Genomic DNA, 26,564 nt, shown 5'->3' with positions numbered 1-26,564 from the left:
ACCGGCAAGAGGGCAAGCGTGGCAAACGCTCTTCCACATTTCCAATATATAGCCGTTCTGCGGGGGTGCAATGCTGATCCGCTCGCTCGCGCATGCCGCGCCGGCTCGCCCGACTGCTCGCGCGCTGGTATGCTGATCCCGCCGTGAGATATCGTCGACTGGGGTTGTGGTTGGCCGCCGCGGCAGCGGCGGGAGTGCTGGGCATGGTGAGTGCCGGGGAGGGCGTGATGAAGCTGAGCAGTACGGCCTTCGGACCGCATCAGCCGATTCCGTCGAAGTACACGGGTGAGGGGGCGGACGTCTCGCCCCCGCTGACGTGGACCGGCGCACCGGCGGGCGTGCGATCGTTTGCACTGATCTGCGACGATCCGGATGCGGTGCGTGTTGCCGGTCGGGTTTGGGATCACTGGCTCATCTGGAACATTCCACCGACCGTTTCGGCGCTGCCCGAGGGAGTCGCGAAAGAGGAGACGGTTTCGGCACTTGGCGGTGCGCGCCAGGGCATGAACAGCTGGCCGCGTCTCGGCTATAACGGACCGATGCCGCCTCGCGGCAGCGGGGTGCATCACTACCACTTTCGCCTGTATGCGCTGGACACGATGCTGGAGTTGCCGCCGCGCGCAAACCGCCAGCAGCTGGAGGCGGCAATGAAAGGGCACGTCCTGGCCACCGCGGAGCTGGTGGGCACGTACCTTCGCCAGTAGGCCGACCAGCTGTTGCTGCGTGCGCGTTGCCCCGATGGCCGATCCGCGCGGGAGGGGCATCACCGCGAATTGTCAATCACGTCCCGTTGAGTCCGCGCTCGGTCAGCGGCGTCGGAGCGCCGGCAATCCCCCCGGTTCAGCACCGGGCGGACGAGGAGTGCGCGCAGAACGGACGCGAAAACTGGTCAGAGCGAGCGAGCAGGCCTCGGTCGGTGCCCAGCTTTCGTCTGCGCCGCCGTGGAAGGTTTCAAACAGAATGCTGTCCACGCCGATGGCGGGGTCCTTTGTGAACAGTAGGTCACCGCGATCCACGAGCAGACGCAGCTGGCCGGCGGTGTCCGTCGCCCACACTCTCACGCGGCCGTTGGTCTGGCCCGGTGAGTTCATCTCCACCGATAGCCGGACGTCCACCGGCAGGCCACAGGGGAATCGAAAGTCGTCCGGAAACGGCAATGAATCCCCGTACTCGCCGGCCTTTGCGGCGTGATAGACGTAGGCTTCTCCTCGGCCCTCTCGCCGCCACATCAGCCGGACCGACCAGCCCTCGTAGCCCGTGCATTCACGGCCGCCGGTCACGTTGCGAGGTCCGCCGCACAGGCCGGGGAGTTTTCCGCCCTTCACGAACTGGAAGCGCGGTTCGAAGAACAGGCGATACTCCAGTTCTGCAGCCGGCCACGCGTGGGTGGTGAACGGCCAGCGCCAGCCGGCTCCCCCGTCCGCGGGGCCGATCCGGCCGGGCGCGAACGTCACCTTCCACCATCGCACCCCGGCCATTGACACCACGGAGACCCGTCCCGCTGCAACGCCATCCTCGTATTCGCAGCCCGGCCAGTCGCGGCGCCAGTCCTCCACCGTGTAGCGGGGGCCCTCCGTGCGGGGGAACAACGGTCCGAACTCTTCCGCAGCGACGGTGACCAATGTCGCCAACCACAATGTGACGATGCTCTTCGTCCGGGGATCCAAGCGTGTCCTGATCATCGGATGATGTCTCTCCTGCGGACCGCACCGGTGCGGCGGCGCCGCGACCCTGGAATCCTGCCGGGATCACCGCGGTACGTCGAGCCGGCGCGGTTGCCGGGGTTGAAAACCGGCGGGTCCGGGCAATGTTTGTGCATGGGCTCGGCGATCATGGTGCGGCGCCTCAAGCACCTTGTGGTGGCCATCGTCGTGGGGGCCGCGCTCTCTGCCGACGCGCAGGGCTCTCGTTTTGCGATCCGTTTTCACGGCCTCGGCACCGGGCAGGCCGACCGGGTGAAGATCTCTCTTGCGGCGGTTCCCGCGGTGAACGTCGGCGGCGATTTCACGATTGAGTTCTGGATGCGGGCGGCCTGGTCCAACAACGCCGGGACGGTGCAGAGCGGCGCGAACGGAGACGGTTGGATCACCGGCAACATCATCGTGGACCGGGACGTGTACGGCGGAGGGGATTACGGCGATTTTGGCGCGGCGATCGGGCGGGTGGGCGCCACCTGTGTGCTCGCGTTCGGCGCGCACAACGGCAGCTGGGGGCATACGATCGTCGGCACGCGGAACGTCGGCGATGGCGCGTGGCATCACGTCGCCCTGGTCCGGCAGTCGAACGGCGCGATGCGCATTCACGTAGATGGCGCGCTGGACGCGTCGGGTGCCGGCCCGCCAGGGAATCTGGCCTACCGGGTCGGTCGTTCCACCGCCTGGCCGGACTCGGACCCTTTTCTGGTGTTGGGTGCGGAGAAACATGATGCCGGGCCGGCGTATCCGTCCTTTCGCGGAGACCTCGACGAGTTTCGCATCTGGTCGCGCGCGCTGACCGGCGGGGAGATCAGCAACGTGATGGTGCGGGTGCTACCGCCGGCAGAAAGGGGAGGCCTGGCGGCCTGGTTCCGGTTCGAGGAGGGGACCGGCAGTGCGGTGACCGATTCGGTCGCCGGCGCGGTGGGACAGCTGCGCTGGGGTGTGCCGGGGAACGGCGCGTGGCTGTCGTGGGCATCGGGTTCAAACGCGGCGCCAGTGCGGGCGCCGGTACCGGTGTTGGTGCTCGCGCCCACCTCCGGCCCCGCGTGGCGGCTGTCGTGGTTTGTGCCGCGAAATGTGCGCGCAACTCTCGAGTCGGCCGGACTGGTCGGGCCCGGCGCGGTCTGGACGCCGTGGGGGAGTGCAACGAACCTGCTGGCCGCGGACACGAACGTCACCATCGTCGTCCCCGCCGGCGCCTGGACCACGCGCTTCTTCCGCGTGCGCGCGGAAACGTACCGCTGAGCCGGCGCGAGCGGCCGGCCGCCATCGTTGCTCCGGTCGAAGTGTGGAGGTATAAGGCCGAGCGGGTCTGTCCTCGTGCGGGTGGCCAGAGGAAGCGCCAGCGATGAGCATGATCACACGTCGGCAGTTCTTGGAGGAAGCTGCGATGGGGGCGGGCGCGATCGCCGGTTCGGTGCGTCTCGTGAAGGCGCAGAGTGTGCCACCCCCTAGCGAACGACCTAACGTTGCTCTGATCGGCTGCGGTGGGCGGGGGCGGTTCATCGTCCGCGTGATGGTCGCCGAGTGCGGTGCGCACTGTGGAGTGCTCTGCGATTTGAGCGACGAGCGGCTCGCCGAGGCGGCGCGGTTTCTCGCGGAGGCCAACGCGCAGCCCGACGTGCCGCGGCTCGAGAAGGACTTCCGGCGCGTTCTCGACGACCCGAGCATTGACGCCGTCATCGTCGCCACGCCCGATCGCTGGCACGCGCCGATGACGATCCTGGCATGTCAAGCCGGGAAGGACGTGTACGTTGAAAAACCCCACTCGCACAACATCTGGGAAAGCGGGCGCATGGTCGAGGCGGCGCAAAAATACCGCCGGATCGTGCAGGTGGGCACCCAGAACCGCTCGAAGGACTACAACCTGCGAGCGCGCGAGTTCGTCCGCAGCGGCCAGCTCGGGCGCATCGGACTGGTCAAGGTGTACAATCTGAAGTCGGGCGGACCGTTTCGGCTCGGGGAGGCCGGCACGCCGCCCCCCGGCTTCGATTGGGACAAGTGGCTTGGGCCCGCGCCGTTTCGTCCCTACCACCAGAAGATCCCGTTTGGTGGCGGCTGGCACGCGTTCTGGGATTTCTGTGGTGGTGATGTCTGCGACGATGGCATCCACCAAATTGATCTGGCGCTGATGCTGCTGGGCGATCCCGGTCTGCCGAAGAGCGTGCGGACGCTGGGTGGACGGATCGTACACCGTGGCGACGACGCCGAGGTGCCGGACGTGCTGGTCACGAACTGGGAGTTCGACGACTTCGTGATGACGTTTGAGCTGACCGGCTATCCGAAATATATGGAGAAGAGCACGGACGCGCTCCGGCGCAAGGGGATCGTTTCCGACTGGAAGCAGAACGCGACGAGGATCGAGATTTACGGCAGTGAGCTGCTGATGATCGTCGGCCGGCATGGAGGGGGGTTCGTCGTAGAAAAGGCGCATTCACAGGTCGTCGAAAAGGTGCTCGGCGAGGCTGGGGATTTCGAGCACTACCGGAACTTTCTCGAGTGCCTCAAACGTCGCGAGCGGCCCACCGCGGACATCGCGATCGCGCACGCGAGCAACGTGATGGCGCACATGGCAAACATCGCTCATCGCATCGGCAATGTCGCGCTCCGCTATGACCGTGAGACCGGCCGGTTCGACGACGAGCGTGCGAACGCGCTGATCCGCCCGCCGTACCGTCGAGGCTATGAGATTCCTGATCCGATATAGCGCTGGTGCACAGCGACGCGGTCGGACCCTCCGGCTGTGGCTGTGCGCGCTATGGACGAGCGCGGCGGTTGCGGTCGAAGCGCCGAGGCCGGCCCGCCCGAACATTGCGTTTTTGATCGCGGATGATCTCGGATGGGGAGACCTCGGCGTCTATGGAGCGCGGGACATTGCGACGCCGAACCTGGACCGGCTGGCGGCGGAAGGCATCCGGTTTGAGGCGGCATACGTGACCGCGCCGTACTGTGCGCCCTCCCGCGCCGCTCTGCTCACTGGCCGGTACCCGACCCGCTATGGATTCGAGTTCAATCCGACCGGCACGCAGAATTGCGATCCGGCGATCGGTCTGCCGCGATCTGAGCCCACACTGGCAGAGGCGCTGCGCGCTGTTGGCTATGCGACCGCTGCGATCGGTAAATGGCACCTGGGAGGCACACCCCCGTATCACCCGCTGCGCCGCGGTTTCGACGAGTTTTTCGGGTTTCTGCACGAGGGGCATTTTTACGTACCGGCTCCATGGGCCGGACACGTCAGCTGGCTGCGGCGACGCGCGCTGCCGGACGGCAGCCAAGGCCGATGGATCTCGGCAGACGAGACCCTGATCTGGACCACCCACATGGCGCAGGACGAGCCACCCTACGATGCGGACAATCCGATTCTTCGCGGCGGTCAGCCGGTGGAGGAGAGGGAAAATCTGACCGACGCGTTTGCGCGGGAAGCGATCAGCTTTATCCGCCGCCGTCGGGAGGCACCGTGGTTTCTGTACCTTGCGTTCAATGCGGTTCACAGCCCGATGCAAGCGCCGTGCGAGTGGGTGGGGCGCTTCGCGCACATCGGCGATCCACACCGTCGGCTCTACGCGGCGATGGTGGCTCATCTGGACGCGGCGATCGGAAGGGTGTTGGACGAGATCGCCGCTTGCGGAGTGGCCTCCAACACGCTGGTGGTGTTTCTGAGCGACAACGGCGGAGCGACACGCGAGCTGGCGGCGAACAACGGACCATGGCGGGGGGAGAAAGGACAGCTGTACGAGGGTGGCATCCGGGTGCCAATGATCTGGCGATGGCCCGCCCGGTGGGCCGGCGGCCGGGTCGAGCGCCGGATGATCAGTGCGATGGATGCGACCGCGACGGCGCTGGCAGTCGCTGGCGCGCGATTCACGGGTCCGCTCGATGGCCTCGACGTGTGCGCTGGGTTGGACGGGAACCCGGCGCCGTTCCGGACGAATCTGTACTGGCGCATGGGTGAGCTCGCTGGCTGGCGCGAGGGTGACTGGAAGGCGCTCCGTGAACGGGATGGCCGCTGGCGGCTGTATCATCTCCGTGACGATCCGACCGAATCCAGGGATCTGTGCGCGGAGCATCCTGAGGTGTTGGAGCGACTGGTGGCCGCATGGAGCCGGTGCGACCGCGGGATGGTGGCGCCTGCATGGAAATGAAGTCCGCCACTGGAGCCCAGGCCGGCGGCATCGCGCCGGAGGAGTGGTTCGACGTCGTGGACGAGGCGGGCCGGCCGGTCGGCCGCGCTCCCCGGCGTGAATGTCACGGAAATCCCGCGCTGATTCACCCGGCGGTACACGTGTTCGTATTTGATTCCCGAGGGCGGTTGTTTCTGCAGCGGCGCTCGCTAACGAAAGACATCCAGCCCGGACGTTGGGACACATCGGTGGGTGGCCACCTACGTCCGGGTGAGGCGCCCGAGGCGGGCGCGAAGCGGGAGATGATGGAGGAGCTGGGCGTCGAGGCACCGCTGAGATTTTCCCATGCGTATGTGTGGCGTTCGCCGGTGGAGACGGAGTACGTGCGTAGCTATGTGGCCCAGCATGAGGGGCCCTTTCGTCTGGATCCCGCGGAGCTTGCGGAGGGGCGGTTCTGGACTGCAGACGAGATCGCTCGTGCGCGCGGCCGCGGTGTGTTTACGCCCAACTTCGAGCACGAACTCGAGTGGCTGGCGCGGGACCCGGCGGGCGCGCTAGCGGCGCTGGGCGTGGCATCTGGTTTCGCGCGGGCCAGGGGCTCTCGCGCGGGGGGCGATCCGCCGCTGGTCTAATGGCCCGGCGCGCGTTCGGTACTGCGGGCGACAACGGCCGTGTCCAACCTTTGGAGCAAAGCCCCCAGTTCCTTTCCCATCCTTGGACGAACTGGCTGCACAAAAGGTGGCGGGTGCTCCGCAGTGCAATGATTGTCGGCGGCACGACGACTGTTTAGGATCGGCTTCGCAAACGTGGCAAGGAGGTATCGCGATGCGAGTGCCTTGGGTGGGCTTGGCGGTCGGGTGGGCGGCGGGAGTGCTGACGGGGGGAACGATCCGCGCAGATAACGATTTGCAAGCGGGTTTTGCGCAGCCGCCAGCGTCGGCGCGGCCTCACACGTGGTGGCACTGGATGAATGGCCACATCAGCCGGGAGGGCATCACCGCGGACCTCCAGGCGATGGCAGCAGTGGGCGTCGGCGGCGCTCAGATCTTCAATGTGGACTGCGGGATTCCGCCGGGGCCGGTGAAGTTTATGTCGCCCGAATGGCTGGGACTCTTTCGCCACGCGCTTGAGGAGGCGGAGCGGCTCGGCCTCGAGATTTGTGTGCACAACTGCGCCGGCTGGTCGAGCAGCGGCGGGCCGTGGGTGAAACCCGAACACGCCATGCAGGTGCTGACCTGGTCGGAAACGCGCGTGCGAGGTGGGGACACATTCCGAGGTCGGCTGCCCCGTCCGCGCGCGACGTGGGACACCTATCGTGACATCGCGGTCCTCGCGTTTCCCCTTCCTGCCGCAGAACGCGACCGATTTGAAGAGGCCGGTGCAACGGTGGTCGCTGTGGCGCCCAACGTTCAGGGGGCAAGGGTGCTGGACGGCGATCCCGACACGGCGGTGCAACTTCCGCGGCCGGCAAAGGAGGGTGCCACCGAGTTGACGATCGCACTGCAACGCCCGTTCGTCGTGCGGACGGTGGAACTGGCGATGAACACCGGTCGTCGCGCGGAACGGGTGGAGCTGCTCGCCGGGGATGCCACGAACGCGTTGCGGCGCGTGAGTGAGTTCACTGTGCCGCCCCAACTGCGGCGACCGACACCGCATGCAGTGGGGATCCCCACGGTCACCGCGCGAGTGTTCCGGCTGTTGTTCCGGACGCCGCCGGCCGAGCGGACACCGGCGACGATCGATCTAGGTGAGGTGCGCCTGTCCGGCGGCAGGATGATTGAAAACTGGGTTCAGAAGGCGGGATTCCTACGAGGAGGCGCGGCGGTGCCCGCCGAAGGGCCGAAGGAAGAGGGCGTCACGATTTCTCGTGCTCGAATCGTGGACCTCAGTGACCGGATGAAGCCGGACGGATTTCTCGAATGGACCGCCCCCGCGGACGATCCAGAGTGGATTCTCGCGCGCTACGGGTTTACGCCAACCGGCAAGAACAACCACCCCGCGCCGGCGGAGGGGACTGGACCTGAGGTGGACAAGATGAGCCGTCAGGCCGCTGACGCATTCTGGGAGGGAGGCCTACGCCCCCTTGTGGAAGCGGCCGGTGGTCTGGTGGGCCGGTCGTGGAGGCATCTGTTGATCGACAGCTATGAGGTCGGGTCACAGAACTGGACCCCGCGGTTTCGCGAGGAATTTCGCGCTCGGCGCGGTTACGACCTGCTGCCGTTTCTGCCTGCGATGACCGGCCGCATCGTGGACGACTTGGCCACCTCGGAGCGGTTTCTCTGGGATCTGCGGCGCACGATTGCCGATCTGTTTCATGAGAACTATTTCGGATACTTCGCCGAACTTTGCCGGCGGCACAACCTGCAGCTGTCGATCGAGCCGTATGGCAACGGGATCTTCGATGAAGTGGCCGCCGGCTCGCACGCAGAGATTCCGATGGGCGAGTTCTGGGTGCACGGTGGCGCGTCCTCTTCCGCGAAACTGGCGGCATCGATCGCGCACGTGTACGGCCGGCGCTACGTCGGCGCGGAATCGTTCACCGCGCGCTGGGAAGATGGCCGGTGGCTCAACCATCCGGCCCAGCTGAAGGCACTGGGCGATCTGATCTGGTGCCAGGGTGTCAACCGGTTCATTTTCCACCGCTACGCACACCAACCGTGGCTGGACGTGGCGCCGGGAATGACGATGGGACCCTGGGGGTTTCACTTCGAGCGGACGGTGACGTGGTGGGAACCAGGGGCGGAGTGGCTTCGGTATTTGGCACGCGGCCAGTGGATGTTGCAGGAGGGTCTGCATGTGGCGGACGTGCTGGCGTGGAGCGGCGAGTCGGCGCCGGCCGCGGCCTCGGCCCCTGCCGATCTGCCTCCGGGATATGACTGGGATGCGGCAGACACGGCGACGGTTATACAGAGGCTTCAAGTCGAGGGGGGAGACTTGGTGGCGCCGCATGGTAGCCGTTGGCGCGTACTCGTGCTACCGCGCCAGCCGGTGATGACGCTGGCGACCGCCCGGCGCTTGACGGAGCTTGTGGCGGCGGGTGCGCGAATCTGCGGGCCGGCGCCAGAGCGTTCGCCTTCGCTCGCGGAGGGGGCGGAGGCCGACGCCGAGCTTCGCAAGCTGGTGCGGGCGCACTGGAGTGGCGAGCCGCCGGATCAATCGCAGCGAAAAATCTGGGCTCGGCCGCTCTCCGAGGTGCTCGCGGCCTATCAGATTGAGCCGGACGTCCTGTTTCCCTCCGAGGTCCCCGGCGCACGGCCGCGTGTCGCCTGGATTCACCGGCGCAACCGCAGTGGGGAGTGGTACCTGGTCTCCAACCAGTCCGGCCGGCATATGATTCTGCCCGTTTCGTTTCGGGTGAGTGGACGGCAGCCCGAGCTGTGGGACGCGGAACGTGGCCGTATCGCGCTGGCGCCGCTGTGGCGGATGGAGAATGGCCGGACGGTGGTCACGTTGGACCTCGGCGTCGACGATTCGGTGTTTGTCGTGTTTCGCTCGCCCGCGACGTCGCCGCCCTTGCGCGAGGTGCGAATCAACGGGCGAGGGTGGGTGGAAGCCGCCGAACGTGAGGTGGGACCGCTGCGGGTGCTGAGAGCGTTGTACACCGATCCGGACGACCACCGTCGTAGTCGCGATCTCGCGGGGCGGCTCAACGAACGGATCCAGCGGAACCGCCTCGTGGTGCGCGTGGACAACACCCTCGGCGGTGACCCCGCTCCGTTCACTCCAAAGGTGCTGATCGTCGACTTTGTGAGCGGCGATCGGACCGGGTCGGTCACGGTCGCCGAGAACTCCTGGCTGGAACTGCCGCCGCCCCAACAGACGGTGGTGCCGGCCTCGCTACCCCCACCGGTTCTGGAAGCGACCGCGCAGGGCGTGCAGCTGAGCAGTTGGGAAACAGCACGAGTGGAATGGGTGGCGGGGAACGGGCGCTCAGGAAGTGCGAGGCTCGTGCCTCCGCCCCCCGTACCTGTCGACGGCCCGTGGACGGTCAAATTCCCGCCTCATCGCGGGGCGCCGGCGCAAATCGAGCTGAAGGAGCTGATTTCGTGGACGGATCATCCCGAGCCCGGCGTCCGGTTCTTTTCTGGATCCGCGATGTATGCGACGGTGTTTCATTGGAGGGACGAAATTCCGCGCGGCGGGCGGCGGGCCCTCCTAGACTTGGGCGATGTGCGGGTGATTGCGGAGCCGGTTCTGAATGGGCGGCCACTCGGCGTTCTCTGGCGCGCGCCGTTCCGCGCGGATATCACCGAGGCGCTCCGTAAGGGTGAAAACCAGCTCGAGGTGCGTGTGACCAACCTCTGGCCAAACCGCCTGATTGGCGACGAGCATCTGCCGGAGGATTGCGACTGGCCCGTGCACGGACCGCTGAAGCAACTGCCGGAATGGTTCGTGAAGAGACTTCCGCGGCCGAGCGGCCGAATCGCATTCACGACGTGGAGACACTGGACCCGGAACGATCCGCTGATACCGTCCGGTCTTCTGGGGCCGGTTCGGATTTGGCGTGGTCTTGTGTGCGAGCTGGCACCGCCGGCGGACACCGCTGCGCACGGATCCGCAGATTGACGAACGATGAAGAGTCCGTAGAATCCCCTCCCGGATGCCGGAGGTGACGGGTGACGGAGAGCGGGGCGCAGACGACGGCGGAACAGATGTCGCTGGTCGTTGTCACCGTCGGGGGATCCCCGGATCCGATTCTCCACGTGCTTCGCGCGTACCGGCCCGAGCACGTGCTGTTTGTGTGCTCTGAGGAGAGCCGTTCCGAAGCCGACAAGATCCTTTCGATTCTCCGTTCCGAGGGTATTCGCCCGCACCCCTCGTACCTCACGCTGGATCGGCCGGAAGATCTTGGCCCCTGCTACGCGGCGATCCGACGTCATCTGGACGAGCGTGTACGGCTCTTGAACGTCTCACCGGACAAGGTGCTGGTGGATTACACGGGCGGCACAAAGACGATGAGCGCCGCGCTGGTGCTCGCCGCGGTCGAGCGCTTTCATCATTTCAACTACGTGGGCGGTTCTCGGCGCAACCGCGATGGGCTAGGGGTGGTGATCAGTGGGAAGGAACGGGACGTTCGGCAACCGAATCCGTGGGAACAACTGGCCGTACGAGACGTCGAACGGGCCCGGGATCTTTGGGATCACCTTGCGTTTGAGGAGGCGGCGAGGGTGCTGCGGGAGGCTGCGGCCCGATTGAGAGGGCCGCGACGCCGATTTGAGGCGTTGGCAGATCTCGCCTCCGCGATGGGAGCGCGGCATCGTCTTGATTTTCGTGCCGCGAAAAACCATCTCGATCGGCTGCAAAGAGACCTGCCGAATTTGTGTGATGGCGAAGAGTCACGCCCTGAGATCGATGTGCTGCTCCGGTTTGTGAAGTCAGCCCATTGTTACATCGAAAAGTTACGGCAGGCGTCGGGTGAGGAATTGCTGCGTGAGATTCTGGATAATGCGATTCGAACCGCGCGCGAGCGCCGCTGGGAGGATGCCGCGGCGCGGTTGTACCGCGCAATGGAGATGCGCGCACACCTGTGGTTGGAGCAGAGCAGTGGGGGTGTGATTCGACGGGGACAAGTGGAAGAGAAGCATCTGCCGGAACAACTTCGGGGACGGCCCTATGTGAGAGTTGAAGGGGGCAAGGCCCGCTTTTCGCTGGAGAGTGCGATCCGGGCAGCGGCGGATCTAGGGTGTAAGGCGGCGCAACGTTTGGCGGAGGACATCGCAAAGGGAGCGGACAGCTGCTTGCGCCGGGCGACCGAGAAACGAAACTCCAGTATTCTTGCCCATGGGGTGACGGCGATCGGTGAGGAGGGATTCGAGCAGATGAAGAAGCTGGCGAAAGAGCTGTTCGAATTTGATCTGGACGTGGAGGCACATCCAATTCCGCCCTTTGACGTTCGTTGGCTGATGCCAGGAGAAGCGGCGCGATGAGGGGCAGCAAACCGAGCGACGTCTCTGCGACGTCTCTGATCTTGTGAGGTAAGCCCGAGAGGTCTACTCTGGACGCGATGCGTTTGGGAGGACAAGGTTTGGGCATCAGCTTTGGGCGCAGCGTAACGCCGCCGCATGCGTGGCGCTGGGATTTCACGAGGAGGTGCGGATGAGCGATCTATGGCGTCGTAAACTGGCCGCGTACCTGCATGATCCGCCGGAGAAGGCCTACGATTATGGGCCGGGGCATGTGGAGCGCGCACGGATCTATGCGGAGAGCCTAGATGTCGCGCAAGTTTGGAGGCGTCTGATCCACAGCCCGGACTGGAATGCCGCGGCAGCGGACCGGTTTGTCTTTCCCGACGGCACAAAGCTCGGCAAGAACCTGGGCGCCGAATCTGTGGAGTACAGACATCCGGCTGGCGGAGCAAAACTTCCCACTGCCGAACTGAGGTTTCCGGACGCCGCCGAGGCCCAACGTGCGATCTCCGACATCCGTCCCGAGTGGAAAGCCGACGATCCGTGGACGACGTTCTTGCGCGTGTGGCGTCAGTGGCTGCCATATGCGGCAGAGCATGCGGCTGGGCAGTTGTGGGGCGCTTGTCTCTTGCCGTATCTGCCCGCGGACACCCGGATTCCGGATTCCACGATTTGGCATCACAATGCGATCGTCAGTGCGCTGGAAGCCACGCGCGAAGGCGATGAGCCGGATGCGCTCCTCAGGCCGGCGTTTTTCCTCTTTCAAGTGAGTCCTGTTCAGGAATTTATTGCGCAGGCGCGGTCCACGCGCGATCTGTGGAGCGGCTCCTATCTGCTCTCGTGGCTGATGATGCAAGCGATCAAAGCGGTCGCCGACCAGTTTGGCCCCGACTCGGTCATCTTCCCGAGCTTGGCCCGCCAGCCGCTGTACGATTTTCTGGAGCCGCGCACGGGCTGGAAGCCGCACGAAAACGATGTTCTGGTGCCCGGCGTTCCCAATCGCTTTCTCGCGCTCGTGCGAGCCGATTTCGACGGCAATAAGGTCGAGAAAGCGTTCCAAGATGAATGGGAGCGAATTGCCGACGCATGCTTGAAGTGGCTGCGAGACCGCGGAGCGCCCTTCGATGAGGAGCACAAGCAGCGATACGACGACCAGGTACGGCGGCATTGGCACATCGCCTGGCAGCTCTGGCCGTGGCAGAGCGTGCCGGCTGCGCTGACCCAGCTGAAAGAAATTCCGCGGGGCAACTGCAGCCCTCTGCACTTGGCGGAGAGAGTTGCAAAGGCGATTCCCGCGCAACATCGCGATGAGCGCTGTTACCGCGACCCCAACGGCGAGCTCTCACCCGGCTGGGCATGGAGCGCGCACTACCAGCTTTGCCAGCACGCGCTCGATGGCCGCCGGAACGTGCGCGAGTTTGATGGGCTGCCGACGGAACCCCAGCGCAAGCGCGCGTTGTGCGACGCCTATGGCGGCCGTGAGGAAGCAGTCCTCGAAGAAGACGCGATCAAAGAGTTTCGGAACGCGGAGCTTCAGCCCCTGTTTCGGCATGCAGAGCCTCTGGGGGCGGCCAACCTCATCAAGCGCGTGTGGCACGCCGCCTATCTGGCGAGGCTTGCTGAGGTGGACGGTTCGCGCCGCAACCTGAGCCGCGCGAAGGAATCCTTTGACTCCGTGCCCGCCATCGCAGCGGCGGATTTCGTTGCGCAGCTGTTTTCTCAAGTTGCTTCCGAAGGGCCTCTGCGGGAAAAGTGGCTCGAGTTTCTTCGTGCGGCGTCAGAGGCGAGGGGTGATTATCCGGACGCCATCGCCAAGTTTGAAAATGTGACTGAGGAAGCATGGCTTGCACGGACCGATTACAGCATTTTCCACCTCGAGCAGTGGGATGAGGCGATTGCGAAGGTTGGGTCCGAGAAGCCCGAGGCGGTGAAGCGGTTGCGCGCTGCACAGAAGTGCCTGAGGGAGCTGCAGAAGGCAGCGAGCGCGAGCCCGTTCAAGTACTACGCGGTGCTCGCGCTGGATGGGGACGAAATGGGCAAATGGCTCAGCGGTGACAAGACACTGCCAGTGCGAGAGCTCCTCGCCGAACGCGCCCGCCAGTACTTTGAGGAGAATTTGGTTGATCAGGAGTTGGTCGCAAAGTGGCTGAAGTCGCCCCGCCCGGTGAGTCCCTCGTGGCATCTTCAGTTCAGCGAATCGCTGGCGAATTTTGGTCTTTATGCGGTACGCCGGATCGTAGAAGAGGTGCACTACGGGCAGCTCATCTACAGTGGCGGCGATGACGTGCTGGCGATGTTGCCGGCCGGTGAAGCGCTCTCGTGCGCATGCGATTTGCGTGCGGCCTGGCAGGGGCGCTGGGAGGACATGTCGGAGAGGTGCAGAGAGCTGTTCCGCAAAGCGCCGGAAGGATTCATCTGGCTCATGAAACCCAAAGGCGGCAGGGAATGTTCGAACGAGCCGGGATGGCCTCTTCTGGTGCCAGGACCGCGGGCGACGGTGTCGGTGGGTATCGCGATCGGGCACTACAGTGAGCCGCTCCAAGAGATGGTTCGTGCCGCGCAGGCGGCGGGGCATCGTGCGAAGGGGCCACCCGAGAAGGGGGGGTGGGGCCGGGACGCAGTCTCCGTAACGCTGTTCAAGCGCAGCGGGGAGACCCTTTATTGGGGAACCAAATTCAGCGCAAGTTACACGGCTGGTGAGGCGCAACGGGATGGGGGGAGAAGCGCGGCATGGCCGTTGCTGGAGTATCTCTGGCGGCACTACCGCACGCCGTGGGGCGAGCCGAAGCGGCGGATGCCGATCGGCAACCGGTTCCCCTATCGTCTGGCCGAGCTGCTGAGCCGGTATGGCGATGTCAATCTTGACGCCGACAAAATGCTGGAGATCGCGAAGAAAGAAGTGGCGCATGTGATCGAACGGCAGACGCTCTCTGACGAAACGGCGTCGCAGAACAAGTTCTGCCGCCGTGAACTCCAGCAGCTCTGCGAGAGCTATCTCAAAGAGCTGGCGAACTTCGCCAGCGTGAGGACCGGGGCGGACGAGGAAGCGCAGCAGGGCGTCGCCAACAGCGGGGGTGGGCGCCGGTCCAGACCGCTAAAAGAATTCGTGGGGCTGTTCCTCGTCGAGGCGTTTATTGGCCGACAGGCAGAGGAGCGAACATGAACGTGCTGCTATTTCAGCCGACGGATGTGCTGTTTTTCAGGGATGGCCGCCCCTTTGAGACCAGCGGCGGACATGGCGCTCGGTGGCCCCAGCCATCGGTTGTGTTCGATGCGATCCACGCGGCGCTGTGGCGCGCGTTCCCGACAGTTCAGTCCTGGGAACACCGTCACGACTATGGGCGGAGCAGCAACCGCCCCCGCGCAGGGGACACGCAACGGTTTGGTTCCCTTGTGACCGCGGGGCCCTTCCCCGTTCGATTGTGGGATGGTGCCGAGCAGTGGTTGTTCCCGGCGCCGGCGGATGTGCTTGCTCACGGGAACAAGTTGTACGCGCTGCAGGTGCGCACAAACACCGGCCTGCCCGAGGGTGTGAAGTCGAACCTACCGAAACCGCTGAGGTACCCCGTTGTCAGTCCGGTGCCCCCGCTGAAGCATGCCGAGACGCCAGCCTGGTGGAGCGCAAAGGCATGGAGCAGTTATCTGGAAGGCAGGCTAAGTGGCGGGGGGACGTTGAAGGAGTGTGAGACGGCGACTCCGGACGATTTGTACGCTTCGGAATCGATGACCGGAATCGGCATCTCTGCGGTGACCGGAGCCCAGGACCGAGAGCACATCTACGCGGCAGAGTATTTGCGATTGAGACCTGGTGTGAGCATGGGAGCGCTGGCCTCGATGCCAATGAAGCAAAACGGCAATCCGCAGGACCGGCGTGAATGTCTCGGCCATCTTTTTGAAAAGACAAAAGAACTGATTCTGGGGGGCCAGCAACGCGTGGTGTGCGTGTCCAGTAAAGAGAGTCGAGAACTACCGCTCCCCCGGATGCAGACCAACGAGTTTAATCAGCATGGGGGCAAATTCCTTGTGAAATGGGTATTGCTGTCGCCCTCGATCTGGCCACGGCTGAAGACTCCGGAGGGGGAGCATCGTGGGGGATGGCTGCCCAACTGGGTGGACGAGAAGAGTGGAGCCGTTCTCCTCAAGTACCGAACCGGAAAGCGGCGCCGGGAGTGGGATCCGCAAAAGAGGCGGTTCGTTCGGCGGGCGGAGAACGAGAGTGACATCAACGCATACCTGGTGGCGGCGGTTGTCCCGAAGGCCATCGCAATATCGGGCTGGACGGAGCGGATCCACCTGGTGCCACATGAGTCCGACTGGACCAAGGACGGGAAAGCGGCACATGGAGCTCGTCCGCTGTCGTTGGCGGTGCCGGCCGGCGCGGTTTACTACTTCGAGGCGGACTCAGCCGACGACGCGAAAAAGTTGGCCGCAGTTTTAAACTGGCATGGAACAGGAAACGGAGATCAGGTGGTCAACCGTCGCAGCACGCTGTTGGGCGAGAAGGGATTCGGTTTAGGCGTCTGCGGGACATGGCGACCAGTGACGTCTGAGGACGTCTCCGCATGTTGAAGTGGGGTGGAACCCGGCTAGAGTGGGGGCGTCAAGGCAGTTGAGGGTAGCCAGCAATCAGGAAGGAGAAGCGAGCGATGGAAAAGAGGATTCTCTACATTTTCACGCGCACGCCGCTGCATGTGGGTGCAGGCAGCTCGGTCGGCGCAATTGACCTGCCGATTATCCGCGAGCGCCCGACGCGCTTCCCGATCATTCCGGCGACGAGCCTGAAGGGGACGTTTGCAGACGAGTGGAACTGCTCCAACAACGGCAAACTCGAACGATCGGAGGACGGAAAATGGCTGTTCGGTGAGACGGACGCGAACAACGCCTGTGCGGGAGCGATCCTGTTCGGTGAGGCACGTTTACTGGCGTTTCCGGTGCGCTCGGCGAAAGGCAGTTTCGCGTGGATCACCTGCCCGCTCATTCTGCAACGAGCCAAGCGTGATGGTGCACTGCCAGCGGACCTTCAAATTCCGTCCTTCCGGCCGGGCCCGCAGGGTCAGACGGAAGATGCGGACTCCAAAGCCTTCTTCCCCGCAAAGGGGGCACTCGCGATCAATAATCAGCTCGTGCTGGAGGAGTACGTTTTCCAACATGCGGGCGAGCTGCCTGTCGGCATGGGCGAGGCTTTTCAGAAAATCCTGGACAACGATGCGGTGTGGTCCGAGGTCGCCAAGCGACTCGTCGTGGTTTCGGACGGGATAATGAGCTACTTCGCGGAGCATGCCTGCGAGATTGCACAGCACGTCCGGATTGACGATGAGACCGGCACGGCCTCACAGGGCGGGCTGTTCAATCAGGAAAATGTGCCGAGCGAAACGATGTTCTACGCGGTGCTTCACTTCGTGGATGGACGTGGCAGGTACAGCGGCAGCAAAACAGCCAGTGACGCCGTAACTGAGTTTGGCAAAAAGATCGGCAAGGCGTTCCAGTTCGGAGCCGACGCGTCCACCGGCCTCGGCTGGTGCACAGTGAAACTTGTCTAAGGAGGTCATGACGATGAACAATCGCGAACAGATAAGAGCGCAGCACGCGATCGAATTTTGGGACCGCTTTGGAAAACAGCCGTCCTCCGCACGAGGTGTAAACTCCGGTGATGTGGTGAGCAAGCTGCCGTCGTTGATTCAGTCGAACGGGCTTCTTGCCACCGCGGCATTCGCGCATTCCAAAGGCGGTGGACACGAAGAGCTTCTCCTCGCGGTCTTTCGGCATCTCTCTGCGAAAGACGTCGGAATTCTGCCTCCGCCTACTCCGGCGCAGGGCGATAAACCGGGCCTGGATGATTACATTCGCCTTGTGAGCAGCAAGGGAAGTTCTGAGCGATTGCGCGTCGCAACGGACGAGGCGCTCCTTTACCTCGGCTACTTGAAGCGATTTGCCCCAAAATCGGGGGCTCACTCCGATGAATAGACCCGGACCAGAAGAAAGAAAAATGCCTTTTCTCTCGACAGATGAGATCAAGAAGCTTTTGGCCGATGGTCAAGAGTGCGAAAGCCGGTCGCTTATGTTCGACCGGTTCTGTGATCCGCGAGCAAAGGAAGACGATCGCAAAGCGGCCCTCCTATTTGCGATGGGCAAAAAACCGTGTAAGCAGAAAGCAAAGAGTTGGGCTGAGTTTCTCAGTCAGGCCAATGCCTTCAAGCTCGAAGTCAAATTGCAGTCGAGGATGATGGTCAACATGGCAGGCGGCGTGATGGAAAATGCCGGCCTGTGTATTGACCGGTTTGGTGTTCCGTACATCCCTGGCAGCGCGGTAAAGGGCTGCGCGAGGCGAGCTGCGCTGGCGGCATTGCGCGAGTGGTGCGAGACCGGTCAGAAGCCGGCCGGGGACCACCCACTTGCCCGATGCTGCGAGGATTTCGAAACGCAGCAGCGCATGCTGGAGAATGTCGCTCTCGTGTTCGGATGGACGGAGCTGGAGTGGAGCGAGGAGAAAAAGGATGGCGAGTACAAATCCGATTACGTGTGGGCGACCGACGTCGGCGGCCGACGGGATGAGATTCTGAACGCGGTAGTTTTCGCTTTACTTCGCCGGCAGGGAGAGACAAACGACAGCGGCTCATGGCAGCAAGCTCGCACGAGATTGCGCAACTACGCGGGCAGCGTGAGTTTTCTGCCGGCCTATCCAATTCGTTCTCCTACAACGGACCTCGAGCTAGACGTCGTGACCTGCCACCATCGCAACTATTACAAGCGGGAAAAGGATGTCGCCACCGATGACGAGGAGCCCAATCCGGTGGTCTTCCCCGCGGTGGCACCCGGCCACGAGTTTGTATTTGCGCTGGTTACCTCGCGCGGCAGCGATGCATTTTTGCTCGATTGTGCCCGGCGGTGGCTCCAAAGCGGGCTTGAAACGTTCGGCATCGGCGCAAAGACGGCCGCAGGCTACGGCTGGTTCCAAGTGCAGACGGCTGACCACCAGCAGACCACAGAGAGAAGCGGCGATGCAACCAGTGACTACAACGAGCAGACATTCGGCAACCGTGTTTTGCGCCGCCTCCAAAAGTTGGGTGAGCTGGCACAACTTCAGGGGGAGATCGAGACTTTAAGAAAACCTGAGAATCAGAAGTGGCTGGACCAATTGCAGCGCTATCTATGCTCTGCGGATGGGCGCAACGCTCGTCAGTGGCTTCGCAACAAGCAGTGGTTTCCTCAGGAGTGGCTGCCGCCGCAGCCTCCGGCCCGATGAACCGACAAACCTTGCAGGTTCAGTTTTTATCACCGTGTTTTTGTGCCGGTGCAGACTCGTCCCGCGCTGAGCTTCGAGCCTCCGCCATCCGCGGCCAGCTTCGCTGGTGGTATCGCGCCCTTGGGGGAGGCAAAAAGCGCGAAGAAGAAGTATTCGGCAGGGTTCATGGGAGTTCGCCCTTGGCCAGCCGGGTAATCGTGCGAATTGCGGCGCCACCGAGAGATGGTGAGTCGGATTGGATGAAGCGGCTGCGTCAAGGCGCCGCGCCCGCGGTTTATCTGTTGGGATTTTTCTGTGATCGCACGAACCGACTTACGCGGAATGGTGCGATCGCGCCGGGAGCCGAGGCGGTCGTCGAACTCATCTATCGTAAGCCTGTCGACGACCTGACCAAGCTAGCGGTTCGGGCGTTCTTTTCGATTGGCGCGCTTGGATTCCGCGCCACCCGCACTGCTGGGGCGATCACAAGCCGGCAGTATTCCTTGGATGAGCAACGCTGGGAGGACTTGAAAAGAAAGCTTGAGACGGCGGGCTTTAAGGTCGAGCTCTTGCGAGATCGTTTTGGGACATGGTATGAGCTGGTGGAGCGTGCCGACAAGCTGCTGAAAGAAAAGTTGCGGGGGCGCGATGGTCTGCGGATCAATGCGGGGAGGGGGGGATCGCGTGCGAACGTATTGGGCTCAGCGAGTCCCCGACAAGCCAGCGCAGTGCACCTGCGACCGGTTCGAATTGGTGGAGATCTTCGCCTAGCTCTGCTTGAAGCGCCGCATCAGCGGATTCTTGGTAGGGAGACCCTTCGAGCAGAGAGCAGTCGAGGTTCCGTTGTGGAGCAGGCCCGCCGCGCAAATCTCCTATGAAGACCGAGACGTATCAGCTGGAGTTGATCACGCCGTGTTTCTGCGGGGGCGCGGATCCCAAGAAGCGAGCTGAGCTTCGTGTGCCATCGATCCGGGGCCAGCTTCGTTGGTGGCTCCGCACATTGGGTGGGTTTCAGGCTCTCCATCAAAAGGGCATGAGCGTTCGAGAACAAGAGGAATACGTCTTTGGGAACGCCGCCGGCGACCGTGGTCGCGCGTCCCGACTGAGTCTTCGGCTGAATTGGATAGTGGACAGCACCCGGCAGGTAAATGCTGAAGACCTGAATGCGGGCGTGGGGAGTCCCCTCGGATACGCATTGTTTCCGTTGAGACCGACACAGGACGATGACGCGAGGCGCGGCATGATCGAGGCCAACCGAGCATTTTCCCTGCAGTTGATTTGGCGGGGGGGAAGCGAGAATTGGCCAGCAATCCGCGCGTTGGCCGCTGTTTGGGCCAATCTCGGGGGACTGGGGTTCCGTCAGCGGCGGGGTTGGGGTGCGGTTCGGCTTCTCCAACCGCAGGTTGTCCTTTCGGAGGAGCTTGCTCATTTTGCGAATCCGGGGAGCATCGTCATACGAGAGATAGCTGGTCAGTACGCGGACTGGCAGCAGGCGGCTGAAAAGCTCCTGAACTGGTATCGGAGCTGGCGTCATCACGGGCAAATGAACCGGCGATGGAACAGGCAAGCTCAGAGATGGGTGCCTGTGCCAGACGAGCAAAAGCAGGAAAACCGTGGAAAATGCGGATTCAGATGGGCGCGGCGTGACCATAATGAGGGGCTCGATGTCCAAGGGACGGGGGCACCCAATCCCGACCGAGAAGCGCCCTATGGGCAGCGGGGAGAAACGTTCAGGCCTGCACTCGGGTTGCCGATCGTACAATACTTCTCGAGTCTGGGAGGAGAGGATGGACCTTTACGGGGAAAGGCCGCAACTGTTTTTTGGGGGCCGGAGCCCGGAGGGCAGGGGCGCTTTGCGTCGCCAGTGCTGCTTCGGCCCTACCAAGATACGGGGGGGCGCTGGCACGCTCTGGTCATCTTTGTAGAAGCGCACAAGTGGCCGGTGGAGCGGCCGGTGTATCTGAGCCACCAGAGGCGAGTGAACAACCAGGTGCAGCTGCACAGCGAAACGCGGCGCGTGCGGCTCGACCTGTATGAAAAGATGAAACAGGATCCAAAACTTAGCGACTTTCGGTAAACAAGTTCTGTATGGCAACCAGGACACAAATTTGCCTGATGAGTGGTGAGGTGATGCCGAACGTGATCGGCATTTTGTTGGACAAACCCGACCGTGCGGTGTCGATTGTTACCGACCAGTCGCGTGCGCAGGTTGAACCGTTGCGGCGGGCGCTCTCAGCGGCAACTTGCCGTTCAGTCATTGAGCCGGCGCGGGAAGTGGAACCCTTCGATGGGCGGCACTGTGCCTCGCTGATCCGAAGCATTACAGCCGAGGCCGGCGGCGAAGTGTGCGTGAACTGGACCGGTGGCACGAAAATGATGAGCTGCGCGGCCCGGCGGGTTGCAGAGGAGCAAGGATGGCGAAGCTTGTACGTGAACACTCAAGGGCTGGAAGTCATCGTGGAGGGAGCGGGCGAACCGTTGACGGGCCGACATCCGATTTTCCCCGCGGGCCCTTGGCGTTGATGCACTGACTCATTTGCTGGCTGCCGGCCACTTGGTGGAAGGAGTGGAGCGCTCGAGTGAGTTTGTTCAGCGTCACACCCCCGCTCCGGAGCTGGTCCGCGCTGCCGAAGCAATCATGAATGGGGGGGCGTGAGCTTGACGATCTTTCGCGGCTGGCCACCGCAACATCGATTCCGTATCGTCTCGACAATGTGTCCGAGTCGACGCTACAGATTCTTCAGGATGCTCGCCTGATTCGCCCCGTCGGCAGTGCGGGTTATGTGGTCGAGCCCTCAGAATGGTTTACGCGCCTCTTTTACCTGCGCTCGCCTCAGGAGTCGAACGCCGAGTTTTTCCGGTCCGGCTATATCGAGGTGTTTGTTTGGTCGCAGCTGAGGCGCGGCGGCTTCGACCAGGTAGCGTGGCACGTGCAGCTGAATCCGGGTCAGCGGGGAGAGCTGATGGAGCTCGATGTGGTGGTGGAGCGCGATGCCCGGCTGATGGTGGTCGAGTGCAAGAGTGGAATCAGGAACGACGAGCGCGTCGCCGACTTGGCGGAAGAGCAGTCTGCCGTCGTGCGCAAGGTAGGCCGGGCCGTTGGCGGGTGGGTTCTTTACATCCATCAGTGGCGTCATACCGCTGGGGAGAACATCAGCAGCCAGGAAGCACGTGCCCGTTCGCTTGGGGGAGCGCTTGTGTGGCGAGAGGATCTGTATCGGCTGCACGAGATGGTTACCCAACAAATTCGGGCGGTACGGCCGCTGATCTAGCCCCAAAAACATGCACAGGACCGCTCCCCCTCGCGATCTGAGGCCGGCGGGGGGAGGGACCGATGTCGCAAGATGCGGACCTTCGAATTAACTGCGGCATGTCCGCGGCCGTCGTGCCCGAGGCCTTTTGGCTGCCCGGTGTCGCTTTTCGCTCGATCCATGTGCTCACAAGCGGGAGGGGACGGGTGGACCTGATCTGGGATTTTTTCGGCGAGAAGCGCCTCATGTCCACCTCACGATCAGTAGAACCAAAGATTTTTCCGAGCTGAAGACGGGAGAGGACCATTTCATCTTCGAAGAGGTGCTGTATCGATGGGTACTTCGTACTGGTTTGCCTGCCGATCAGCGTTATGTCTGCCTCACTGGCCGGTATAAGACAATGTCCGCGGCGATGCATAAGGCGGCGGCCGTGCTCGGAGCGGCCGAGGTTTTTCATGTGTTGGTGGAGCCCTCGAAAAACGGCGTAAAAGGTTCTCCCGACGAGCCGAAGACGATCGAGGAGATTTACCGGGCGCGAGAGGAAGGTCGGTTGCAATCGATTCGGCTTGGTCGGGAGAGCGGCTGGCCCCAATTTCGACGCACCAGCTCAGCGGAGTTTCCGTTGTTCGATGAGACTTCTGAGGAGGGTGTGGTGGTGTTGACGGCGCCCGATGATTCGTTTCGCTGCCGTTCGCGAGCGATTGTCAAGCGCAGTCACAACGTGGCCGGGGCTTGGTCACGACTCAGCGATCTTCCGTTTCACGTACTGGTGACGTGGCCGGAGGCGCAGCTGGACTGGCTGAACAAGACTGTCGACCCTTCGAGGAAGGAGAGTTGGATTCGCCAGCTTCCAAAGGTGGAGCTGCACAGTCACCTGAGAGGATTTGCAACGGAGGGGGCGCTGCTGGAGACAGTTCGCCGGGCGGCGCAGCACCCCGGCCGCCTTCCTCCGGTGAAACCCATAATGAAACCCAAGGGATGCCGGTGCCGAGAGAGAGCGTCTCATTGGACCAGTACCTTTCGCTCGGAGAACACACAGGCACATCACTCCTTTATGATCTCGGCTGCCTGAAGGCTCACTGCAGACTGTTGTATCGCCACTTGATGGGAGGAGAGAGCAGTGTATGTGGAGATATGCTGTTCTCGTGCCAATTACGCTGGGGAGGGGCGGTCGGCATGGGCGGTACTTGTGGACATCCGCGATACGTTCCAAGAGGAGATGGAGCGCGCTTGTCAGGCCGACCCTCTGCGGTTCTGCCATGCGAATCTGCTGATTATCGCGACCCGCCGCAAGGAGGTGACTTCCGTGCGGCGATGGCGCGCCATATGGCCCTGGCCGTAACAGCGGCCGAACAGTGGGGTGCCGCTGACGCCTGTCGTGTGGTTGGCGTTGACCTTGCAGGTTATGAAAAATCCAAGCGCTCGGGCTCATTACTTTCGGGAAGAGTTTGTAGCAACACATCGTTGTGGTGTGGCGGTCACCACGCATGCGGGAGAAAAAGACGAATCGGAGGCGATTTGGCGTGCAGTGTTTGAGTTGAACGCGCGTCTGCTGGGGCACGCCCTACATCTCCATGAGTTTCCTGCTCTCATGCGCTCGGTTGCAGATCGTGAGATCGGCGTTGAGATGTGTCCCTACGGAAACCTGCAAATCCGTCAATATGCGGTGCCCGGTTTTCGCGAAGGGACTGTTCGCTATCCGCTAAAGGAGTATCTCGAAAACGGGATTGCGGAGCTGTGAACACCGACAACATTGGCATTTCCGGCGCGGGTTTAAGCGACAACCTTCTCATCGCAGCACGGCTGTTGCTCTCTCCGGCGGATTGACCTTTTGTGGCTGGCGAGAAACGCTCTTCAGATGGCGTTTGTTTCGTTCGACGAACGTAGTTCCTTGTTGCAGCGATGTGAGCAGATTCTGGGATCCAATGACAGGGAGCAGGTTCTCGCGTGTCGGGCTGCTGAGCTCGCTGCGGCTTGGCGCGAGCTCGAAGTGCTGGCGGTGCTCAACGAGGCAGGCTTTGCGCGCCAGATGACCGCCGTCACGCCGTTCTGGCTACTGCGAGAGCGGGCGGAAACGGATGAAGAATACCTTTAATGGATTCCACATGTGATAATCTAGAAAGACTCTGGGGAATTAGCGATCTATTGCCGCTCGGGTTCAGAAGCGCGCCTGAGAAATCTCTATTCCATGGGTGTTGGTGGCCACATCAACCCTGGCGACATGGTCTGCGGGGGCGATCGGCGTCTGGATTGGGTACGCACGCTGCGTCGGGCATTGACTCGAGAACTGCGCGAGGAGCTTTCTCTCGATGGCCACACGGCCCCTCAATTTCTGGGCGTAATTCACGAGCGACGGTCTGAGGTGGGGCGAGTCCACGTCGGCCCGGCCTGTTGTTGTCGTGTGCGGGGCCGCCCGCGCCTGACCGAGGCGGAACTTTGCGACCTCCGCTGAATCTCCGCGGGGTCCTCGGTGAGTAATGTGGGCGAGAAGCTTGAGCTGTGGTCGAGGCTTGCGCTACAAGTGGCCTGCCCGATACAATTTGAAGGCGACACAGGGCGGGTGCAGAAACATGGATACACCGACCGCATCAGCGGCTCTGCCCCACATTAGCAGTTTCCCTAATCGAGAAGCGAAGGTACTGGTGGCCGAGGTCGACCAACATCCGCAAACTGTAGTTCAGGCTGCGTTGGCCGAATCTCCGAGGTATGTGGTGCTGTTGGGCCGGCCTTCGGCTGAGCTACTTCTTCGAGCGGTCCGTGAGGTCTTAAAGGGGTTAGGGTGTGAAGACGTTGCAATTCATGTATATACCCACTTGGACAAATGCGGCGAGTGGACCTGCCGACGTATTGCGGATTGGCAGGTGATCCAAGAGGTGGTTTTGCTCTGCGAAGGTCCGGCCGCGCATGAATGTCTGTATCACTTGGTCGCAGCGACTGCACCTCCGTGGGGGTACTACGCCCGAGCGGCTTGGATGAGTCGTTCGGGTGGCACGCTGACCACATGCGAGTTTGACCGCGGTGCGCCGGCCCACATTTACGTTCGTGAGGTTGAGCGAGCACTACCGCTTCACATCTGGCTACGGCTGCGCGGCGGAGTTTTGCGGGAGGGGTATCTCTCGGAGGACAATCCAGCAGGGCAGCAGGTGCTGGCGCGGCTAGACCTGGCAAAAGAGTTGGCCGCATACAGCGCCAACGGCCACAACGTCGCTGCCTGTGGTGCTGGCTTTTGGAAAAAGGTGGCACGGACGCTTGGCCTGGAGAGAAAAAGTGGTAATCCTGATGCGGCAGAGGCGATCAAAAGCTACCTTAATGGCATGTGGTTCGAAGAATACTGTTGGAGCGTAATGACAAACAGCAGTTTGTTTGATGAGGTATTCGCGCAGGTGGAGGTGAAATTCCAGCTCAACGGATCCGGAGATTCCTCACTGTCGTATCAGCGTGAATACGATATTTTAGCTCGACGGGGCAATCAAATGTTCGTGGTTGAGTGTAAGTCGGGAAAGCCGGAATTTCCGCGAGCGATGATTGCCCTCCGGTGCTACACGCAGTTTTTGTTTGGGCCATTGGGTCAGCCGATTTTGGTCACTGCAGCAATGCAGTCGCCGGCCGCGCAGGCGATGGCCTCTCACTTAGGGGTGCGGATGGTCAGTGGTCCGGAGATTCTGATGCTTGAGGAACGTTTGCGGGAATGGGTGAGCGAAGAGCCACACATTATGGGCCGCGCGCTGCCCGCTGACGTGCCGCTACGCGACGGCCGCATGGAACGGCTTGTGCGCAAGGTTGGGCCCGTTCCGAAACGAGACAGCGGCACTCAGAATTCTGAGATCGAAGCTTTTGCGCGGTGGTGTCGCGAGAAGGGGCTTGCGGCCCCCACGTATGAAGTGAATAAGACAGGACCCGAGCATGAGCCGCAATTCATTGCTCGGGTTACTGTCTCAGGACGGCAGTGGGGCGAGGGAAGAGGAAAGCGAAAGGCGGACGCGAAAAGAGCGGCGGCGGAAGACGCTCTGAGGCGAACGAGGAGTTGCAGTAGATCGGCGACACCAAGCTCGGGCCCCTCACTTGATGGCCAAGGAAAGACGAAACACGGAGCAGAGTGTTTTTCCTCTTTCTCGGAGGGCGCTCTACAGCAAAGGGATGCCATCGGCAGACTCGATGCCGCATGTAAAGCACTCCAACTGGGTGAGCCGTCTTACATGGTGGAGCAGGAGGGGCCGGCGCATGAGCCGCTGTTTACCGCAAAGGTGACCATTGGTGGAAAAGTGAGGGGTGAAGGGAAGGGAAAGAGAAAGCAGCCTGCGAAACGGGCAGCCGCGGAGGATGCTTTGCAGCGGCTTGATGAGGGTGTTTCCAAGACGGTTTAGTGC

21 protein-coding genes are annotated in these 26,564 nt (G+C 62.6%); 20 read left to right on the top strand and 1 reads right to left on the bottom strand.

The annotated features are described in order from the left end of the window. Positions 1 to 92 precede the first annotated feature (92 nt). A complete protein-coding gene (locus tag N2652_11850) occupies positions 93 to 704 on the top strand; it encodes a YbhB/YbcL family Raf kinase inhibitor-like protein (GenBank protein MCX7819879.1) in 612 nt (203 codons plus the stop codon). Between the two features lie 102 nt (positions 705 to 806). Here N2652_11850 and N2652_11845 read toward each other — a convergent pair whose 3' ends face one another. Then, positions 807 to 1,682, bottom strand: coding sequence for a hypothetical protein (locus N2652_11845; GenBank protein MCX7819878.1), 876 nt, complete (start codon positions 1,680 to 1,682; stop codon positions 807 to 809). A gap of 135 nt (positions 1,683 to 1,817) precedes the next feature. On the opposite strand from N2652_11845, the gene N2652_11840 reads away from it, so the two are divergent. From N2652_11840 to N2652_11750, 19 genes are all read left to right on the top strand, one after another. Continuing rightward, positions 1,818 to 2,942, top strand: coding sequence for a LamG domain-containing protein (locus N2652_11840; GenBank protein ID MCX7819877.1), 1,125 nt, complete (start codon positions 1,818 to 1,820; stop codon positions 2,940 to 2,942). A 103-nt stretch (positions 2,943 to 3,045) separates the two neighbouring features. Beyond that, on the top strand, positions 3,046 to 4,404 hold the full coding sequence (locus N2652_11835) for a Gfo/Idh/MocA family oxidoreductase (GenBank protein ID MCX7819876.1): 1,359 nt from the start codon (positions 3,046 to 3,048) through the stop codon (positions 4,402 to 4,404). Further along, positions 4,382 to 5,839 carry a sulfatase-like hydrolase/transferase gene (locus tag N2652_11830; GenBank protein MCX7819875.1) on the top strand — a complete coding sequence of 486 codons (1,458 nt, stop codon included), beginning with the start codon at positions 4,382 to 4,384 and terminating at the stop codon, positions 5,837 to 5,839. Before N2652_11835 ends, N2652_11830 begins: the two co-directional genes overlap by 23 nt. Then, complete coding sequence (locus N2652_11825; GenBank protein ID MCX7819874.1) at positions 5,830 to 6,450, top strand: NUDIX domain-containing protein; 621 nt, start codon at positions 5,830 to 5,832, stop codon at positions 6,448 to 6,450. The genes N2652_11830 and N2652_11825 overlap by 10 nt, the downstream gene beginning before the upstream one ends. A 193-nt stretch (positions 6,451 to 6,643) precedes the next feature. Continuing rightward, complete coding sequence (locus N2652_11820) at positions 6,644 to 10,384, top strand: glycosyl hydrolase (GenBank protein ID MCX7819873.1); 3,741 nt, start codon at positions 6,644 to 6,646, stop codon at positions 10,382 to 10,384. Positions 10,385 to 10,434: 50 nt separating this feature from the next. Further along, positions 10,435 to 11,745, top strand: coding sequence for a TIGR02710 family CRISPR-associated CARF protein (locus tag N2652_11815; protein ID MCX7819872.1), 1,311 nt, complete (start codon positions 10,435 to 10,437; stop codon positions 11,743 to 11,745). 169 nt (positions 11,746 to 11,914) lie between these two features. Further along, entirely contained in the window at positions 11,915 to 14,887 is a 2,973-nt protein-coding gene (gene cas10 / locus N2652_11810; GenBank protein ID MCX7819871.1) for a type III-B CRISPR-associated protein Cas10/Cmr2, read from the top strand. Then, complete coding sequence (locus tag N2652_11805) at positions 14,884 to 16,293, top strand: type III-B CRISPR module-associated protein Cmr3 (protein MCX7819870.1); 1,410 nt, start codon at positions 14,884 to 14,886, stop codon at positions 16,291 to 16,293. Before cas10 ends, N2652_11805 begins: the two co-directional genes overlap by 4 nt. A 77-nt stretch (positions 16,294 to 16,370) precedes the next feature. Beyond that, positions 16,371 to 17,264, top strand: coding sequence for a type III-B CRISPR module RAMP protein Cmr4 (cmr4, locus tag N2652_11800; protein ID MCX7819869.1), 894 nt, complete (start codon positions 16,371 to 16,373; stop codon positions 17,262 to 17,264). Positions 17,265 to 17,277: 13 nt separating this feature from the next. Beyond that, entirely contained in the window at positions 17,278 to 17,688 is a 411-nt protein-coding gene (locus N2652_11795; GenBank protein ID MCX7819868.1) for a type III-B CRISPR module-associated protein Cmr5, read from the top strand. Next, positions 17,681 to 18,967 (top strand): type III-B CRISPR module RAMP protein Cmr6, encoded by a 1,287-nt coding sequence (gene cmr6, locus N2652_11790; protein ID MCX7819867.1) that lies wholly within the window; start codon positions 17,681 to 17,683, stop codon positions 18,965 to 18,967. Before N2652_11795 ends, cmr6 begins: the two co-directional genes overlap by 8 nt. A gap of 239 nt (positions 18,968 to 19,206) precedes the next feature. Further along, the gene (locus N2652_11785) at positions 19,207 to 19,824 is read left to right on the top strand and encodes a hypothetical protein (GenBank protein MCX7819866.1); all 618 of its coding nucleotides are present in this window, start codon (positions 19,207 to 19,209) and stop codon (positions 19,822 to 19,824) included. A 986-nt stretch (positions 19,825 to 20,810) separates the two neighbouring features. Next, positions 20,811 to 21,023: a hypothetical protein gene (locus tag N2652_11780; protein MCX7819865.1), complete on the top strand. Its 213-nt coding sequence runs from the start codon at positions 20,811 to 20,813 to the stop codon at positions 21,021 to 21,023. 11 nt (positions 21,024 to 21,034) lie between these two features. Continuing rightward, positions 21,035 to 21,469, top strand: coding sequence for a DUF1887 family CARF protein (locus N2652_11775; GenBank protein ID MCX7819864.1), 435 nt, complete (start codon positions 21,035 to 21,037; stop codon positions 21,467 to 21,469). A 119-nt stretch (positions 21,470 to 21,588) separates the two neighbouring features. Continuing rightward, positions 21,589 to 22,218 carry a DUF1887 family protein gene (locus tag N2652_11770; GenBank protein MCX7819863.1) on the top strand — a complete coding sequence of 210 codons (630 nt, stop codon included), beginning with the start codon at positions 21,589 to 21,591 and terminating at the stop codon, positions 22,216 to 22,218. Between the two features lie 379 nt (positions 22,219 to 22,597). Continuing rightward, positions 22,598 to 23,269, top strand: a complete 672-nt coding sequence (locus N2652_11765; GenBank protein MCX7819862.1) for a hypothetical protein — start codon at positions 22,598 to 22,600, stop codon at positions 23,267 to 23,269. A 288-nt stretch (positions 23,270 to 23,557) separates the two neighbouring features. Then, the gene (locus N2652_11760; GenBank protein ID MCX7819861.1) at positions 23,558 to 23,938 is read left to right on the top strand and encodes a hypothetical protein; all 381 of its coding nucleotides are present in this window, start codon (positions 23,558 to 23,560) and stop codon (positions 23,936 to 23,938) included. A 117-nt stretch (positions 23,939 to 24,055) separates the two neighbouring features. Further along, the gene (locus N2652_11755; protein ID MCX7819860.1) at positions 24,056 to 24,292 is read left to right on the top strand and encodes a hypothetical protein; all 237 of its coding nucleotides are present in this window, start codon (positions 24,056 to 24,058) and stop codon (positions 24,290 to 24,292) included. Between the two features lie 877 nt (positions 24,293 to 25,169). Beyond that, positions 25,170 to 26,561, top strand: a complete 1,392-nt coding sequence (locus N2652_11750; protein ID MCX7819859.1) for a DUF1887 family CARF protein — start codon at positions 25,170 to 25,172, stop codon at positions 26,559 to 26,561. Positions 26,562 to 26,564: the final 3 nt, after the last annotated feature.

The sequence above is a fragment of the Kiritimatiellia bacterium genome (genome assembly GCA_026417735.1).
Taxonomy (GTDB): Bacteria; Verrucomicrobiota; Kiritimatiellia; order PWTM01; family PWTM01; genus CAACVY01.
This window is presented reverse-complemented; position numbering and strand designations above follow the sequence as displayed.